The organism is Thioalkalivibrio sp. ALMg3, assembly GCF_000381225.1.
GTDB classification, from domain to species: Bacteria; Pseudomonadota; Gammaproteobacteria; order Ectothiorhodospirales; family Ectothiorhodospiraceae; genus Thioalkalivibrio; species Thioalkalivibrio versutus.
The window spans coordinates 75,832-92,473 of the sequence record NZ_KB906230.1 but is presented as its reverse complement, the minus strand read 5'-3'; the positions used below and the strand labels follow the sequence as shown (position 1 = coordinate 92,473).

The following is a 16,642-nucleotide window of genomic DNA, read 5'->3' as shown; positions in this document are numbered from 1 at the left end:
GTACGTATTCGGTGCCCGCTCGCGGGCTGGGCCTTACTGGCAGGCCTCGCAGTCCGGGTCGAGGATGGAGCACGCCTTGGGCGCTTCCGGCTCGGACGCCTGCTGGCCGCCGGAGACGGCGTTCAGCTTGTTGGCGCGCGAGGAGTCGGCCACGGTGCTCTTCTCCACGTGGGTCGCGCCCATGGAGCGCAGGTAGTAGGTCGTCTTCAGCCCGCGCACCCAGGCCAGCTTGTACAGGGCATCCAGCTTGGGCCCGGAGGGCTCGGCCATGTACAGGTTCAGGCTCTGCGCCTGGTCGATCCACTTCTGCCGGCGCGAGGCGGCCTCGACCAGCCAGCGGGTGTCCAGCTCGAACGCGGTGGCGTACAGGGCCTTGAGGTCCTCCGGCACGCGGTCCAGCGGCTGCACCGAGCCGTCGTAGTACTTGAGGTCGTTGACCATGACCTCGTCCCACAGCTCGCGGTCCTTCAGGTCGCGCACCAGGTACGGGTTGATCACGGTGAACTCGCCCGACAGGTTCGATTTGACGAACAGGTTCTGGTAGGTCGGCTCGATCGACTGCGACACGCCACAGATGTTGGAGATGGTCGCGGTCGGCGCGATCGCCATGGTGTTGGAGTTGCGCATGCCGACCTTCTTCACCCGCTTGCGCAGCTTGTCCCACTCCAGGCGCTGGGTGGTGTCCATCTGCAGGTAGTCGCCGCGGGTCTCGGCCAGCTTTTCGACCGAGTCGATCGGCAGGATGCCCTGGCTCCACAGGCTGCCGGGGAAGCTCTCGTAGCGCCCGCGCTCCTCGGCCAGATCGGTCGAGGCCTTGATGGTGTAGTAGGACACCGCCTCCATGGAGGCATCGGCGAACTCCACGGCGGCCTCGGAGGCATACGGCAGGCGCAGCTTGTACAGCGCATCCTGGAAACCCATGATCCCCAGGCCCACCGGGCGGTGGCGCATGTTGGAGCGACGCGCCTGCGGCACGGAGTAGTAGTTGTAGTCGATCACGTTGTCGAGCATGCGCATGGCGGTGTTCACGGTGCGCTCGAGCTTGGCCTGATCCAGCTCGCCGGCCTCGTTGATATGCGCGGCCAGGTTGATCGAGCCCAGGTTGCACACCGCGATCTCGTCGTCCGAGGTGTTCAGGGTGATCTCGGTGCACAGGTTGGAGCTGTGAACCACGCCGGTGTGCTGCTGCGGGCTGCGCAGGTTGCACGGGTCCTTGAAGGTGACCCACGGGTGGCCGGTCTCGAACAGCATGCCGAGCATCTTCCGCCACAGGTCGACGGCCTTCATGGTCTTGTACACGCGCATCTCGCCGCGCGCGGCCTTCTCTTCGTACTCGCTGTAGCGCTTCTCGAAGTCGGCACCGATCAGGTCGTGCAGGTCCGGCGCCTCGTTCGGGGAGAACAGGGTCCAGTCACCGTCCTCGGCCACACGCTTCATGAACAGGTCCGGGATCCAGTTGGCGCTGTTCATGTCGTGGGTGCGGCGGCGGTCGTCGCCGGTATTCTTGCGCAGCTCGATGAACTCCTCGATATCGATGTGCCAGGTCTCGAGGTAGGCGCACACCGCGCCCTTGCGCTTGCCGCCCTGGTTCACCGCCACGGCGGTGTCGTTGGCCACCTTGAGGAACGGGACCACGCCCTGCGACTTGCCGTTGGTGCCCTTGATGTGGGCGCCCATGCCGCGCACGCGGGTCCAGTCGTTGCCCAGCCCGCCGGCAAACTTGGACAGCAGCGCGTTGTCGCGGATGGCGCTGTAGATGCCGTCGAGGTCATCCGGGACGCTGGTCAGGTAGCAGCTGGACAGCTGCGGACGCAGGGTGCCGGAGTTGAACAGGGTCGGCGTGGAGCTCATGAAGTCGAACGAGCTCAGCAGGTTGTAGAACTCGATCGCGCGCGCCTCGCGGTCGATCTCGTTGATCGCCAGGCCCATCGCCACGCGCATGAAGAACGCCTGCGGCAGCTCGAAGCGCGTGCCATCGCTGTGGATGAAGTAGCGATCGAACAGGGTCTGCAGGCCGAGGTAGGTGAACTGCAGGTCGCGCTCGGGCTTGAGCGCGGCGCCCAGGCGTTCCAGGTCGTAGCGGGTCAGCTCGCTGTCGACCAGCTCCAGCTCGGCGGCGCGCTTGATGTAGGCACCGAAGTAATCGGCATAGCGCTCGGCCAGCTGGGCCTGGGTGGCCTCTTCCGGGCGGCCGTGCACGAAGCTCAGGGCCTCGCGGCGCAGCGCGTCCATCAGCAACCGCGCGGTGACCTCGGAGTAGTTCGGCTCCTTCTCGATCATCACCCGCGCGGCCATCACCAGCGCGGTGGAGACATCCTTCTCGGCCACGCCGTCGAACAGGTTGCGGCGGGCCTCGGTCAGGATCTTCTCGCCATCCACCTGCTCGATGCCGGCGCAGGCCTCGGCCACCACCGCCTGCAGGCGGTCCTCGTCCAGCGGGGCCAGGGTGCCGTCGGCCCGGGTCACGTTCAGCGTGGCGGCCTCGGCTTGTTCGTCCGCACCCTGCTCGGCGGCCTCGGCGGCGCGCTTCTGCGACTGCTGCTCGCGGTAGATCACGTAGGCCCGCGCGACCTTGTGGTGGCCGCTGCGCATCAGCGCCAGCTCCACGTGGTCCTGGATATCCTCGATGTGGACCGTCATGCCCTGGGTCCCGGCGCGGCGGAACAGGCTGTCCACCACCTGCCCGGCCACTTCCTTCGACACCTCGTGGATGCGCCGGCTGGCCGCGGCATTGCCGCCCTCCACCGCGAGGAAGGCCTTGGTCACCGCGACCTCGATCTTGGAGGCATCGAAGCCGGTCACCTTGCCATTGCGGCGAATCACCTGGTGCTGGCCCGGGCTGGTCGCCAGGACCTCGGCCGACGGTTCGGCTTGCGGCGGGTACTGGGTGCCCTGCTGGGCTGTGGCAGTATGGGAATCGCTGTGCATGACGGGCCTCGCGCTGGTGTTGGATCGAACGTGAGATACTATAGATCGGGGATCGAGAACTGCATAGCCACTAGATATAGTGGCTCCCGAAAGAACAAACCGCGCACAAGCCGTGGGCAAGCTGTGGATAAAATCGGCCATTCCCCGTCCTGTCGCCATTCCTGGCGAGGCACCCCGGTTATCCACCAAACGCCGATGTAGTGACTCCCCGCCGGGTGCCCACGGCCCACGCGAACATGAAAATGTTTTATGGCCCGCGATTACCGAATCGGTATCGCGCGCGGGGACCGCTTTGGGGCATCCACGTCCGGCGTGGCGATGTTGGACAAAGACCCGCCGCGTCCCAATAATCCCCGCCTTATCGAACCCGCTTTTTTGCGTTGCCGGCCGGGCCGGCAACGCCAGCCGTATTCATCGTATCGACAGGGAGTACCGCATGAGCGACGCCAAGGACCCATCCGACAAGAAGAGCAAGCAGGCCGGCAAGAAGGACGCCCCCAAGGCCGCCGTCGCCACGGGTGCCATGCAGGCAGCCGCCGGCGCCGTCTCGCTCTCCTCCGGTAGCGACACCGCGACCCAGCCGAAAAAGGGCGGCAGCGAGAAGGCGCCGCGTCACTGCCCGCTGCTGATCCTGGGCTCCGGCCCGGCCGGCTGGACCGCCGCCGTCTACGCCGCGCGCGCCAACCTGAACCCGGTCGTGATCACCGGGCTGGAACAGGGTGGCCAGCTAATGACCACCACCGATGTGGACAACTGGCCCGGCGACAACGAGGGCGTGCAGGGCCCCGAGCTGATGCAGCGCATGCAGAAGCACGCCGAACGCTTCGATACCGAGGTGATCTTCGACCACATCCACACGGTGCAGCTGAAGGACCAGCCCTACCGCCTGATCGGCGACTCCGGCGAGTACACCTGTGATGCGTTGATCATCTGCACCGGCGCCTCCGCCCAGTACCTGGGGCTGGAGTCCGAGACCACCTTCGCCGGCAAGGGCGTGTCCGCCTGTGCGACCTGCGACGGCTTCTTCTACCGTGGCCAGAAAGTGGCGGTGATCGGTGGCGGCAACACCGCGGTCGAGGAGGCGCTGTACCTGTCGAACATCGCCTCCGAGGTCACCCTGGTGCACCGGCGCGATTCGCTGCGCTCGGAGAAGATCCTGCAGGACAAGCTGTTCGAGAAGGAAAAGAACGGCAACGTCACCATCGAGTGGAACCACACCCTGGAAGAGATCCTCGGCGACGAGACCGGCGTGACCGGTGCGCGACTCAAGAGCACCGAGTCCGGCGAGACCAAGGATCTCGAGCTGATGGGCGTGTTCATCGCCATCGGCCACAAGCCGAACACCGACATTTTCCAGGGCCAGCTGGATATGGCGGGCGGCTACATCAAGGTGCAAAGCGGGCTGGAAGGCAACGCCACGGCCACCTCCGTGCCGGGCGTGTTCGCCGCCGGCGACGTGATGGATCACGTCTATCGCCAGGCGGTCACCTCCGCCGGCACTGGCTGCATGGCCGCACTGGACGCGGAGAAGTACCTGGACAAGCTCGGTTGATCGCGTGAGCGCCGAGGGCGACACCCAGGCAGCGGACCCGTCGGCGGACGCCACGGGCAACACGGCGGAGCGCGTCGAGCTGCGTGACGGCCTGGCCGAGGTGGACCCGGCCGCCTGGGATGCCCTGACCGGCGGCACCGAGCCGTTCCTGCGCCACGCCTTTCTGGAGGGCCTGGAGCGCCACGAGTGCCTGGGCCGGCAGTTCGGCTGGTTCCCGCAGCATGTGCTGATCTTCCGCGAGGGCCAGCTGGTCGCGGCGGCCCCGGCCTACGCCAAGACCAACAACTACGGCGAGTTCGTATTCGACTTCGCCTGGGAAGGCGCGTGGAACCGCCACGGGCTCAACTACTACCCCAAGCTGGTCGTCTCCGTGCCCTACACCCCGGCCACCGGGCCGCGCCTGCTGGTGCACCCGGAGGCGCCGGACTTCGATCACCTGCGCACCCTGCTGGTGCGCGCGCTGGTCACCCGCGGCCGCGAGCTGAACGCCTCCGGCGTGAACATCCTGTTCCCCAACCAGGACGATCTGGACGTGACCCGCGAGCTGGGCCTGGCCGAGCGCATGGGCTGCCAGTACCACTGGACCAACGCCCCGGACGGGGGGTACGCGGACTTCGACGCCTTCCTCGGCGCGCTCAGCTCGAAGAAGCGCAAGAACATCAAGCGCGAACGCCGCCGCGTCCACGAGGCCGGGATCGTCTTTCGCACCCTGACCGGCGCCACCGGCGAGGCGGAGGACTGGGCGCGCTTTCACCGCTTCTACGTGGATACCTTCGAGAAGCACATGGGCATCCCGACGCTGTCGGAGGCCTTCTTTGTCGAGACCGCGGCCGAACTGGGCGCCCAGGTGGTGCTGTTCGAGGCCCGGCGCCCCAGCACGACGGATCCGGATGCGACAGAACCGGACGCGAAGGGAGACGGCGAGACCATCGCCGCGGCGCTTTGCTATCGCAGCCACGACACCCTGTACGGCCGCTTCTGGGGCTGCACCGAGGAGCTGGCCGACCTGCACTTCGAGACCTGCTACTACCAGGGCATCGAATTCTGCATCCGCGAGGGGCTGGCCCGCTTCGAGCCCGGTGCCCAGGGCGAGCACAAGATCCCGCGCGGCTTCCTGCCCACACCCACCTACTCCGCGCACATGATCCTGACCGAGGGCTTCGAGCAACCCGTGCGCGACTTCTGCGAGCGCGAGGCCCAGATGATGCGCGCCCAGTGCGAACGCCTGCACGAACACTCGCCCTATCGCCAGGCCCATCCCGATGATGTGCCCGACCGCTAACCCGAGCCCGGCTCGCTGCGGCCGTCATCCCGGCCACAGCGCCCCACCTCGTCATCCCGGCCGTAGCGCAGCGAAGAGCCGGGATCTCCCGGCCCAGGCAACAGGCTCGCCGACTGGATCTTCTCCGCACTCGGGGATCCCGGATCGCCCTGTGGGAGCGGGCTTGCCCGCGAAGCCCCAGCCCGCGCTGGACTCTGGCCGTTGGGGGCTCGCCCCATGACCTCCGGCCCCCAGATCACCCTGCCCTGGCTCGATCCGGAGCATCCGGAGGCGCCGTTTCCGGACCCGGCGCAGGCGTTGCCCGAGCCCAACGGGCTGCTGGCCGCCGGGGGCGATCTCTCCGTGCCGCGTCTGCTGAATGCCTATCGCTCCGGCGTCTTCCCCTGGTTCGAGGCCGGGCAGCCAATCCTCTGGTGGAGCCCGGACCCGCGCGCGGTCCTGGAGCCGGGCCACTTCCTCCTGCATCGCAGCCTCAAGAAGGCGATCCGCAATCGCGGTTACACGGTGAGCTTCGATCGCGCCTTCGAGGCCGTCATCGAGGCCTGCGCCGGCCCTCGCGACTACGCCGATGGCACCTGGATCACCACCAGCATGCAGCAGGCCTATATCGCGCTGCACCGCTCGGGCCACGCGCATTCGGTGGAGGTGTGGGACGGCCCGCGCCTGATCGGCGGGCTTTATGGCGTCGCGGTCGGGCGGCTGTTCTGCGGCGAGTCGATGTTCTCGCGCGAGCGGGATGGCTCCAAGATGGCGCTGGCCTGGTTGTGCCGCCACCTGGTCGCCTGGGGCTGGCCGCTGGTCGACGTACAAATGGAGACCGCCCACCTGCACAACCTCGGGGCCATCACCCTGCCCCGCCAGGCGTTCATCGACCGCATCCGCGAAATCGCCCGCGAGCCGGTCGAGCCAGGCCCATGGCGGACCGACCCGAACCTGAGCCCCCTCGACCCCGACTGGAACACCCCCCGATAGGGGCCTGCTTGCAGGCGAAGCCCCTGCCATTGTCGGACGCGGGCAGGGGCGTTCGCCTGCAAGCAAGCTCCTACCGGGAGATCCGGCCTGGCGCCTCTCGGGCAGGGCCACTCCCACAAAGACGGCCGGAGTCGATGAACCCTGACACCGCGCACGACGGCCGATTCCGGTGGCCCCGGACGGAAATCGCCGCAGCGCTGCACGCCTCGCGATGACGGGCATGTAGGGCGCGCCGGGACCGCGCCTCCCCGCTCCCGTCATTGCGAGGAGGCGCAGCCGACGTGGCAGTCTTTCGGGGGCCACCCCGGTCCGGGGACCGCGTCGGGAGATCGCTTAAAGCCGCTCGCGATGGCGGGTGACGCGACCCTGTCGTTGCGCAGCCCCGCAGGGGCCGAGGCAAGCTCCGGAAGCAGACTCGGCGCACGGCGCGCCCGTTGCCCTCGTCGCGAGTGCTTTATACTCGCGGGCCATTGGGGAACCGGGCGGGAGATTCGGGTGGACAAGGCAGAATCAAGGAAGATGCGGCGGGCGGTCGTCGCCATTTTGCGGGCCGGGCTGCTGCTGGCGCTGGCAGCCATCACCGCCGGGTGTTCCATGCTGTCGCCCTCCCCGCCCGATGACCAGAGCAACATCTGCGAGATCTTCCGCGAGCAGCCGCGCTGGTACGATCATGCGCGGGATTCCAAGCAGGAATGGGGCACGCCGATCGCGACCCAGATGTCGTTCATCCAGCAGGAGTCCTCCTTCCGCAGCCACGTGCGCCCGGACCGCGAGCGCCTGCTCGGCTTCATCCCGTGGAGCCGCCCCTCCTCCGCCCGGGGCTATGCCCAGGCCCAGGACCCGGTCTGGGGCGAGTACCAGGACGATGCCGGAAGCCGCTTCGCGCGACGTTCGCACATGAAGCACGCGACCGACTTCATCGGCTGGTACAACGCCCGCACCCAGCGCATGACCGGCGTGTCGTTGTACAACTCGGAACACCTCTACCTCGCCTACCATGAGGGCCAGGGCGGCTATAACCGCGGCAGCTACCAGAGCAAGCCGCAGGTCCGGGCCGCGGCCCGCCAGGTGGCTCAGCGCGCCGACCGCTACGAGTCCCAGCTACAGAGCTGCGAATCCGAGTTCCGCTGCCGGCGCTTCTACCAGGTCTGGCCGTTCTGCCGGCAGTAGCCGAACCGACGAACGCCATGCCTGCCCCGGGAGATCCCGGATAACCGCTGCGCGGTTTCCGGGATGACGGTGCTTTTGGACGCGGGCACGCGCCCCAAGTCCAGCATCCCGTCATCGCGAGCGCCGCGAAGCGAGCACCCCACGCGTCCCCGGCGCCGGGGTAACCCCGACAGACTGCCACGTCGGCTACGCCTCCTCGCAGTGACGGGGATGTGTGTTCCCGGCCGCTCCACCATCCCGTCATTGCGAGCATCGCGAAGCAATCGGCCAACGCCGCCTCCGGCGTCGGGGCATCCTCAACAGCCTGCCGCGTCGGCTGCACATCCTCGCGGTGACGCAGCCCCAACCGCCCCACCAAGGCCACGCCTCCCGTCATCGCGAGCGAAGCGAAGCGATCTCCCAACGCTGCCTCGCCGCCGGAGAGTACCCCCAACAGACAGCCACGTCGGCTGCGCCTCCTCGCAGTGACGGACAATGAACTGGCCGGGCGCGTCACAAATCCCGTCATCGCGAGGCGCGCAGCGCCGTGGCGATCTCCCGACGCAGCCACCGGCGCCGGGGCACTCCCTGAAGCCAGCGACGCTACCTGCGCGACTCGCGGTGGCGGTGCCCCTCGCTCCGAGCGCAACGCGTGACGGCCGCACTTGAGGGAACCTCGCCGCTTGTGTTCCAGTCTTCCGGGACACCCCCTTTGGCCGAGACAAGGACGCACCATGAGCGACAATCCCACCGCAGGCTTTCGCTTCAACCACACCATGCTGCGCGTGAAGGACCCGCAGAAGGCGCTGGACTTCTACCAGCGCGTGTTCGGCATGCAGCTGGTGAAGACCCTGGACTTCCCGGAGTTCGAGTTCACGCTCTACTTCCTCGCGCAGCTTGGCGAGGACGAACCGCAGCCGCCGAAGGACGCCGGCGAGGCCACCCGCTGGATGTTCAGCCAGCGCGGCATCCTTGAGCTGACCTACAACTACGGCACCGAGAAGGACGCGGACTTCCACTACCACGACGGCAACGAGGAACCTCAGGGTTTCGGCCACATCTGCTTCTCGGTCCCGGACCTGGATGCCGCGGTGCGCTGGTTCGACCAGAACAACGTCGAGTTCGTGAAGCGCCCCGACGAGGGCGGCCTGAAGGACATCGCCTTCGTGAAGGACCTCGACGGCTACTGGATCGAGATCCTCGAACCCGCCCGCCTGACCGGACTCGGGCGCTAGCCGCGGATATCGCGGGCACCCGCACGCCCGCAATCTGCGGGCACAAAAAAGGGGCCTTGCGGCCCCTGCTCCCACCTGGGGAGAACGGCCCCGCCCGTAGTCGGGCGAGGCTGCTGGTTGGTCCGGATCAGACCTTGGTGTAGCGCAGGTAGGAGCGGATCTCCTCGAAGCCCTGCGGGAACTTCTTCTGCGCGTCCTCGTTGCTGACCGTCGGCGGGATGATCACGCGAGCACCCGGGGTCCAGTCAGCCGGGGTTGCGATGCCATGCTTGTCACCGGTCTGCAGCGCATCGATCACGCGCAGGATCTCGTCGAAGTTGCGGCCCACCGACATCGGGTAGGTCATCATCAGACGGATCTTCTTGTTCGGGTCGATGATGTAGACCGAACGCACGGCGGCGGTCTCGCTCTCGCCCGGGTGGATCATCTCGTAGAGCTCCGAGATCTTCTTGTCGGCATCCGCGACGATCGGGAACTCCAGCGTGGTGTCCTGGGTGTCGTTGACGTCTTCAATCCACTTGTTGTGTTCCTCGACGGTATCCGTCGACAGACCCAGCGGCTTGGTGTTGCGGTCCGCGAACTGCTTGGCCAGCTGCGCGGTACGACCCATCTCGGTGGTGCACACCGGGGTGAAGTCGGCCGGGTGGCTGAAGAAGAAGCACCAGGAGTCGCCGATCCACTCGTGGAAATCGATCTTGCCCTTGGTGGTGTCAATCTGGAAATTCGGTGCGGTATCGCCCAAATGCAGTGCCATGATGTACTCCTTTCTTTCGGTTTAGAGATTGATTCGGTATCTCATGGGGCGTTGCCTCCATGTACCGATTACTTTATATGCAATTCCGTATTTAGTGAATTACTAATTCTTTAACGGGCCAATAGTCTTTTTCTAACAGGGAGCCGGACAGGCGTTGCGCCCATCCGGCCCACCGCGCGCCCACTCACATGCGGCGGAACAGCTCCACCAGGTCCTCGCGCATGTCCTGGCGACCCATCTCCTCGGTCGTGAAGCTCTCCCCGTCGAAGTTCACGCCCAGCATCACCGCCTGACCCGCATCCAGGTCGGGCTGGAGCGCCACCATGTTGACCCCCTGAAGATAGTCGGCCACGGTCGTGTCTGCCTCCGCGACGGCCTGGACCTGCTTCTGCATCCACGAGGAGATATGCAGCACCAGCGTGCCGTCCCATTCGGAGGCCGCGAGTTCCTGCAGATACGCGTGGGCCAGGGCAACGTTCTCCTCGCGGTCCAGCTCGCCGCCCAACGCCAGGTAGGCCACCTCCTTGTCCGCGGTCACGTCCACCGCGGCCACGGCATCGTCAGCGGAGCGCAGGGTGGCGATGCGGAATCCCGCCTGCGGGTCGGCAGACAGCATGGATGCACCCAGACCGCCGGCCAGGGCGCCGCAGATCGGCGACGGGTTGTTGATCACGGCCATCGACCCGGCCCCCATCTGGTTGACGATGGCCTGGCCGATGCCGGCACTGGCCATCGAGCGGATGGTCTGCTGCTCGCCGAACGACAGCGGCTCGGCCGAGGCCAGCATCGGGGTCGCCAGGAGGGCGGCGGAGAGAGACAGCGTGATTGCGGTCTTTTTCATGACAGGCTCCAGTTCGGTTTTTCTCTCGGTACTTGGTGTTTTGCTAATTCTTGTGGCGGTGCTTCAGCGTCTCCGTCGCTCATGACGGGCTCGTGACACGTCGCCCGGCCGCCCCCCGGACCCCGTTCGATCACGGACGGGCGGGGCATAACCCGCCTCGTCCTGGTGGGCCATCTCAGTGGCCTTCGCCGCCCTCGCCTTCGAGCTGGCGCAGGCGTCGATACAGGCTGCGTTCGCTAATCCCCAGGGTTTTCGCCAGCGCCCGGCGATCGCCCGGATACACTGCGGCGGCATGCCGCAGGTATTCGCGTTCGATCTCTTCCAGGGGACGCAGGGACTGCGGATGGAGCAAGCCATCCAGGCCACCGGCCTCCCCTCCGCCGGCCCGCCCTCCTTCCCGGACCCGATCCGGCAGGTGCTCCGGACGGATCGCCTCGCCGTCCGCCAGCAATGCCGCACGCTCGAGGATGTTGCGCAGCTCGCGCACGTTGCCGGGGAAGGGGTATTGCCCGAGGATCTTCAGGGCCTCGTCTTCGAGACGCGGCGGCACGGCCAGGTCCAGACGCTCGCTGAGGGCCTCCACCAGCAAGGGGATGTCCTCGGGTCGCTCGCGCAGCGGGGGCACTTCGATCGGGAAGGTATTGATGCGGTAGTAGAGGTCCTCGCGGAAATCGCCGGCCCGCACCATGGACTCGAGGTCACGGTGGGTCGCACAAACCAGGCGGAAATCCGCCCGCCGCGACTCGACCCCCCCGACCCGACGATAGGCATGGGTCTCCAGCAGGCGCAGCAGCTTGACCTGCTGGCTCAGCGGGATATCCCCCACCTCGTCGAGAAACAGGGTGCCGCCGGCTGCGGCCTCCACCAGGCCGGCCTTGGCCGAGGTCGCACCGGTGAAGGCCCCCCGCTCATGTCCGAACAGCTCGCTTTCGAACAGGGTTTCGGTCAGGCCCGAGCACTCCACGGGCACGAACGGCAACTGCTGGCGCGGACTCGCCTCGTGAATGGCCCGGGCAATCAGTTCCTTGCCGGTTCCCGACTCGCCGAGCAGCAGGGCCGAGGCATTGCTCGGCGCCACCCGGCTGATCAGCCCCAGCATGGCATTGAAGGCCTTCGAGCGTCCGACCAGCCCGCCGCTACCCGCCTGCGGCGTCGAGACGGGCATGTGGTGCAGCCGTTCGATCAGGTAGCGTATCTCGCCGCCCTCGCCCCGGATCGGCAACAACTCGACATCCACGTGCTCGCGCCCGGCCTCGGTGTGGTGCACATGCAGGACGCGTTCGCGGTGGCCACTGCCCAGGGCCGCCCGCAGGGGACAGGATTCGCCCGCCTCGTCACAGGGGCGGCGGAAGCCATGCGAGGCCTCGAAACAGGTGCGACCCGAGCCGTCGCGATCGGTCCCGTAGACACGCTGGTACGCCCCATTGGCGGCCAGAATGCGGTAGTCCGGCGACAGCAGGATCGCCGGCTCCCGGAACACCTCCAGTACCTGCCGCAGGGTCTCGACATGCGTGTCCTGCGGTTCCGGCGCCTTCTTCGTGATGCTCGTCACTTCGCCTCGCACAAGGGGGTCCAGGAATGCGCTTCCGATGCTCGTAACGTCACCGTCGCGCTGCCCAATAGACACGTTGAGTCGAGTGATGTTCAACGGCATGGGTTCACCCCCATAGGTTGCGACAGCATTGAAACCCGTTCTCCGGACGGCGCCGGCGGGTCGGCCGCGACCCACCGGCGTGCTCGCGCGCGCCCGGACAGACCTAGTGATAGCCGGTCTCCGGGGTCACCTTCCCGCGGAAGACCCAGTAGGTCCACGCGGTGTAGCCCAGGATGATCGGGATCACGAACAGCGCGCCCACCAGGATGAACAGCTGCGCATCCGGCGACGAGGCGGCGTCCCAGAAGGTGTAGTCCGGCGGCACCACGTACGGCCACTTGCTCACCAGCAGGCCCAGGTAGGTCGTGATGAACAGGGCAATCGTGGCGACGAACGGGATCCCCTCGTCACGCCGGCGCACCGCGCGAATCAGAATCCAGGAAGAGAACAGCGCCAGGGCCGGGAGCACCCAGAGGTACTGCCAGGTTCCCATCCAGCGCTCCATCACCTTCGGATCGATGAACGGGGTGATGAGACTCACCGCGCCGAACACCAGCAGCACGGCCGCCAGCATCCAGGGCGCGACGCGGTAGGCAAAGGCCTGCGTCTCGCCCTCGGTCTTGACGATCAGCCAGGTGGCCCCCAGCAGGGCATAGCCCGCCAGCAGCCCGATCCCGGTGAGCACGGTGAAGGGCGTCAGCCAGTCCAGCGGTCCGCCGGCAAAACTGAACCCGTCCATCTCGAAGCCCTGGATGTAGGCACCCACGACCGCGCCCTGGGCGAAGGCCGCCACCGCCGAGCCGATCGCGAACGCGGCATTCCACAACCACTTGGAGCGATGCGCCTTGAAGCGGAATTCGAACGCGACACCGCGGAAGATCAGCCCCGCCAGCATCAGGAAGACCCCGATATAGAGCGCCGGCAGGAACACCGAGTAGACCAGCGGGAAGGCCGCCAGCAGCCCGGCACCCCCGAGGATCAGCCAGGTCTCGTTGCCGTCCCATACCGGGGCGACCGAGTTCATCATCACGTCGCGCGAGGTCTCCCCCGGGGCGAAGGGGAAGAGGATCCCCACCCCGAGGTCGAACCCGTCCATCAGCACGTAGGCGATCACGCCCACGGCGATGATGACGACCCAGATCAGCGTGATATCAATCGTGGTTTCCATGACTTAGCTCCTTTCACCGCTGGCCGCGGCGTCATCGATCCAGGTATCGGCGGCCGACAGGGGCCGCTTGGCGTGCGCCGCTGCATGCGTGGCATCGGCCGGTTCCGGGCCCTGGCGCACGATGCGGACCAGGTAGTAGACGCCCCCGGTGAACACCGCCGCGTAGACCGCGACGTAGCCGATCAGCGTGAACAGGGCCATGCCGCCGGTCAGCGCCGGAGTAATGCCCTCGGCGTGGTTCATCACGCCGTACACCAGCCAGGGCGCGCGCCCGGTCTCGGTCACGAACCAGCCCGCGACCACCGCAATGAACGGCGCCGGGATCATCCAGGACAGCCCCCTGAGGAACCGCGGGGAGGCGTACATCCGGCGGCGGAAGCGCAGCCAGGCACCAGCCAGGGCGAACAGGATCATCACCATGCCGATCGCGACCATGATGCGGAACGACCAGAAGGTGATGCCCACCGGCGGGCGTTCCTCCGCGGGGACCTCCAGCAGACCCGGCACCTCGCCATCCATCTCGTGGGTCAGGATGAAGCTCGCCATCTTCGGGATGCCGATCTCGAAGTGATTGGTCTCGTTGGCCGAGTCCGGGATGGCGAACAGCAGCAGCGGTGCGCCGCGTTCGGTCTCCCACACGCCTTCCATCGCCGCCACCTTGGTCGGCTGATGCTCGAAGGTATTGAGGCCGTGGATATCCCCGACCACCAGCTGCGCCGGGGCCGCGAACAGCAGCACCCACATCGTGGTGCCCAGGGCCTTGCGGTTCATGACCACGTCGCGCTGACGCAGCAGGTACCAGGCGGAGACCCCGGCGACCACAAAGCCCGCCGTCAGCAGCGAGGCCAGCCCCATGTGGAAGAAGCGCGGCCAGAAGCTGGGATTGAAGATCGCCGTGATCCAGGACGTGACGTGGAACACGCCGTCCTGCAGTTCGAAGCCCACCGGCGTCTGCATCCAGCTGTTGGCCACCAGGATCCAGAACGACGAGATGAACGTGCCCAGTGCCACCATCAGCGCCGCGAACAGATGCACCCCCTGCGGGACCCGGTCGCGCCCGAACAGCAGCACGCCGAGGAAGGCCGCCTCCAGGAAGAACGCGGTCAGCACCTCGTAGGACAGTACGGGCCCGAGGAAATTGGCCGTGGCGTAGGAGAACGCGCTCCAGTTGGTGCCGAACTGGAACGACATGACCAGCCCGGAGACCACCCCCATGCCGAACACCACCGCGAAGATCTTGATCCAGAACTTCGAGATCTGGGTATAGATCGTTTCGCCGGTCTTCCAGGCGCGGAATTCCAGAAACGCAATAAACGAAGCCAGCCCGATCGTGAAGACCGGGAAGATCGCGTGGAACGAAACGACAAACGCGAACTGGATTCGCGATAGCAGTATGGGGTCGAGCTCCATGGCCTTTCCTCCGTAGTCAGGGGCACGCCGACATGACGTATCGGTGAACCTCCTAACAAGTACCGTGCCAGACTACCTGTCCGCACCACGACCGCTGGCTGCACGCTACAAACCGTGTTTTTCCGCCTGGCGGGCGCAAGCAACCATCGGCCCTTTTCTGCCATATTTGTCAGCCAAGTCTCGAATGACTGCCAGATTCGGCAGCCTGGCCCCGCCCATACCGGCACACGAGGCCCAGTGGAGCGGCCTGCCGGTGTTGGCATGTAACTTGTAAGCAATCCGTCACACGAAGCGCCCGGTCGACGGCGCGACCATCGCAACTGACCCGCCCGGTCTCCGGCGCGGCAGACGGATACGCGGAGAGAGCCATGCATCATCCCGAAGACCCGAAGCATCCCGAGATTGAAAAGGCCCTGGCCCGTCAAGCCGACGAGACGCTGCGGGGCCTGTCCCGGCGCGATTTCCTGAAGATCGCCGGCGCCGCCGGCCTGGTGTCGGCGACCGGCGTACAGGCCGCCCCGGCCCGCGCGGCGGTCTCCAGCCAGGCCCGCATCGTGGTGCTGGGCGGAGGTGCCGCGGGCATGACCATGGCCGCCCGCCTGCGCGACCTGCTGGACGGGGCCCGGATCACGATTGTCGAGCCAAGCGAGATCCATCATTACCAGCCCGGCTGGACCCTGGTGGCCGCGGGCGTCTACTCGGTAGGCGAGGTCCAGCGCCGCAACGAACGCTACATCCCGCGCGGCGTGGAATGGGTCCGCTCCGCGGTGGCAGCCATTGATCCCGAGTCGCAGCGGGTCGAGACCACCGGCGGCGACCGGCTGGACTACGACTTCCTGGTGGTCGCGACCGGGCTGCACCTGGATTACGAGGCGATCGAGGGGCTGCGGCGCGAGGATATCGGCCGTCCCGGACTGACCAGCCTGTACGCCAGCGCCGAGGCCGCGCGGGACGCCTACGAGCAGATCCACGCCTTCGGCGAGCACGGCGGGGTGGCCCGCTTTACCATCCCCAGCACACCGATCAAGTGTGCCGGCGCGCCGATCAAGGCGACCTTCATCGCCGACGACCTGCTGCGTACCGCCGGGCAGCGCGCCGGCGCCGACTTCCACTATCACACCGGGTCGGACACCCTGTTCAGCGTGCAGCGCTTCGACCACATGGTGCGCGACCTGTACGCAGAACGCGGCGTGAGCGTAAACGACGGCGGCGCCTTGCTGGCGGTGGATGTCGACGCCCGCCAGGCCCAGTTCCAGACCCACGATGGCGGCCGCGAGACCGTGGACTACGACTACCTCCACGTAACGCCGCCGATGCGCGCGCACGACTTCGTCCGCGAGGCCGGGCTGGCAGTCGAGGACGGCCCGTTGGCGGCCGGCGGCTGGCTGGCGGTGGATGATCGCACGCTGCAACACGTGGACTACCCGAACATCTTCGGTGCCGGTGACGTGGTCGCAACCGCGATCGGCAAGACCGCCTCCACCGTGCGCTCGCATGGCGCAGTGATGCCCGACAACCTGGTGGACGTGATCCAGGATCGCGAGCCGTCGCGTCAGTTCGACGGCTATACCTCCTGCCCGCTGATCACCGAGGTGGGCAAGGCGGCGCTGGTCGAGTTCGACTACAGCCTGGAGGAGGTCCCGACCTTCACCTTCCTGGACCAGGGCGCCCCAAGCTGGATGTGGTGGCGCCTGAAGGTCCACATGATCAAGCCGCTGTATTTCAACATGCTGCGCGGGCGCTACTTGCGCTAGTCG

Annotated in this window: 12 protein-coding genes; 6 read left to right on the top strand and 6 right to left on the bottom strand. The window is 66.9% G+C overall.

From position 1 onward, the window contains the following. Positions 1–33: 33 nt before the first annotated feature. Positions 34–2,928 (bottom strand): ribonucleoside-diphosphate reductase subunit alpha, encoded by a 2,895-nt coding sequence (locus F622_RS0111405; RefSeq protein WP_019572007.1) that lies wholly within the window; start codon positions 2,926–2,928, stop codon positions 34–36. Between the two features lie 436 nt (positions 2,929–3,364). Here F622_RS0111405 and trxB point away from each other — a divergent pair, with 436 nt between their 5' ends. The 5 genes from trxB to gloA all read left to right on the top strand — a co-directional run bounded on the left by trxB (position 3,365) and on the right by gloA (position 9,118). Further along, positions 3,365–4,480, top strand: a complete 1,116-nt coding sequence (gene trxB, locus F622_RS0111400) for a thioredoxin-disulfide reductase (protein ID WP_018144289.1) — start codon at positions 3,365–3,367, stop codon at positions 4,478–4,480. A 4-nt stretch (positions 4,481–4,484) separates the two neighbouring features. After that, positions 4,485–5,762 (top strand): GNAT family N-acetyltransferase, encoded by a 1,278-nt coding sequence (locus F622_RS0111395; RefSeq protein WP_019572006.1) that lies wholly within the window; start codon positions 4,485–4,487, stop codon positions 5,760–5,762. 216 nt (positions 5,763–5,978) lie between these two features. Beyond that, complete coding sequence (gene aat, locus F622_RS0111390; RefSeq protein ID WP_019572005.1) at positions 5,979–6,734, top strand: leucyl/phenylalanyl-tRNA--protein transferase; 756 nt, start codon at positions 5,979–5,981, stop codon at positions 6,732–6,734. A gap of 519 nt (positions 6,735–7,253) precedes the next feature. After that, positions 7,254–7,904, top strand: coding sequence for a hypothetical protein (locus F622_RS0111385; RefSeq protein WP_019572004.1), 651 nt, complete (start codon positions 7,254–7,256; stop codon positions 7,902–7,904). 713 nt (positions 7,905–8,617) lie between these two features. Beyond that, positions 8,618–9,118: a lactoylglutathione lyase gene (gene gloA, locus F622_RS0111380; protein WP_019572003.1), complete on the top strand. Its 501-nt coding sequence runs from the start codon at positions 8,618–8,620 to the stop codon at positions 9,116–9,118. Positions 9,119–9,245: 127 nt separating this feature from the next. Here gloA and F622_RS0111375 read toward each other — a convergent pair whose 3' ends face one another. The 5 genes from F622_RS0111375 to F622_RS0111355 form a co-directional block, all read right to left on the bottom strand. Beyond that, a complete protein-coding gene (locus F622_RS0111375) occupies positions 9,246–9,872 on the bottom strand; it encodes a peroxiredoxin (protein WP_018649867.1) in 627 nt (208 codons plus the stop codon). Positions 9,873–10,056: 184 nt separating this feature from the next. After that, positions 10,057–10,713 (bottom strand): hypothetical protein, encoded by a 657-nt coding sequence (locus F622_RS0111370; protein ID WP_019568725.1) that lies wholly within the window; start codon positions 10,711–10,713, stop codon positions 10,057–10,059. 175 nt (positions 10,714–10,888) lie between these two features. Then, positions 10,889–12,367 (bottom strand): sigma-54-dependent Fis family transcriptional regulator, encoded by a 1,479-nt coding sequence (locus F622_RS0111365; protein ID WP_026331577.1) that lies wholly within the window; start codon positions 12,365–12,367, stop codon positions 10,889–10,891. A 103-nt stretch (positions 12,368–12,470) separates the two neighbouring features. Beyond that, entirely contained in the window at positions 12,471–13,475 is a 1,005-nt protein-coding gene (cydB, locus tag F622_RS0111360) for a cytochrome d ubiquinol oxidase subunit II (RefSeq protein WP_018168646.1), read from the bottom strand. Positions 13,476–13,478: 3 nt separating this feature from the next. Continuing rightward, on the bottom strand, positions 13,479–14,885 hold the full coding sequence (locus F622_RS0111355) for a cytochrome ubiquinol oxidase subunit I (RefSeq protein ID WP_019572001.1): 1,407 nt from the start codon (positions 14,883–14,885) through the stop codon (positions 13,479–13,481). A gap of 368 nt (positions 14,886–15,253) precedes the next feature. Here F622_RS0111355 and F622_RS0111350 point away from each other — a divergent pair, with 368 nt between their 5' ends. Further along, positions 15,254–16,639 (top strand): NAD(P)/FAD-dependent oxidoreductase, encoded by a 1,386-nt coding sequence (locus F622_RS0111350; RefSeq protein WP_019572000.1) that lies wholly within the window; start codon positions 15,254–15,256, stop codon positions 16,637–16,639. Positions 16,640–16,642 lie beyond the last annotated feature (3 nt).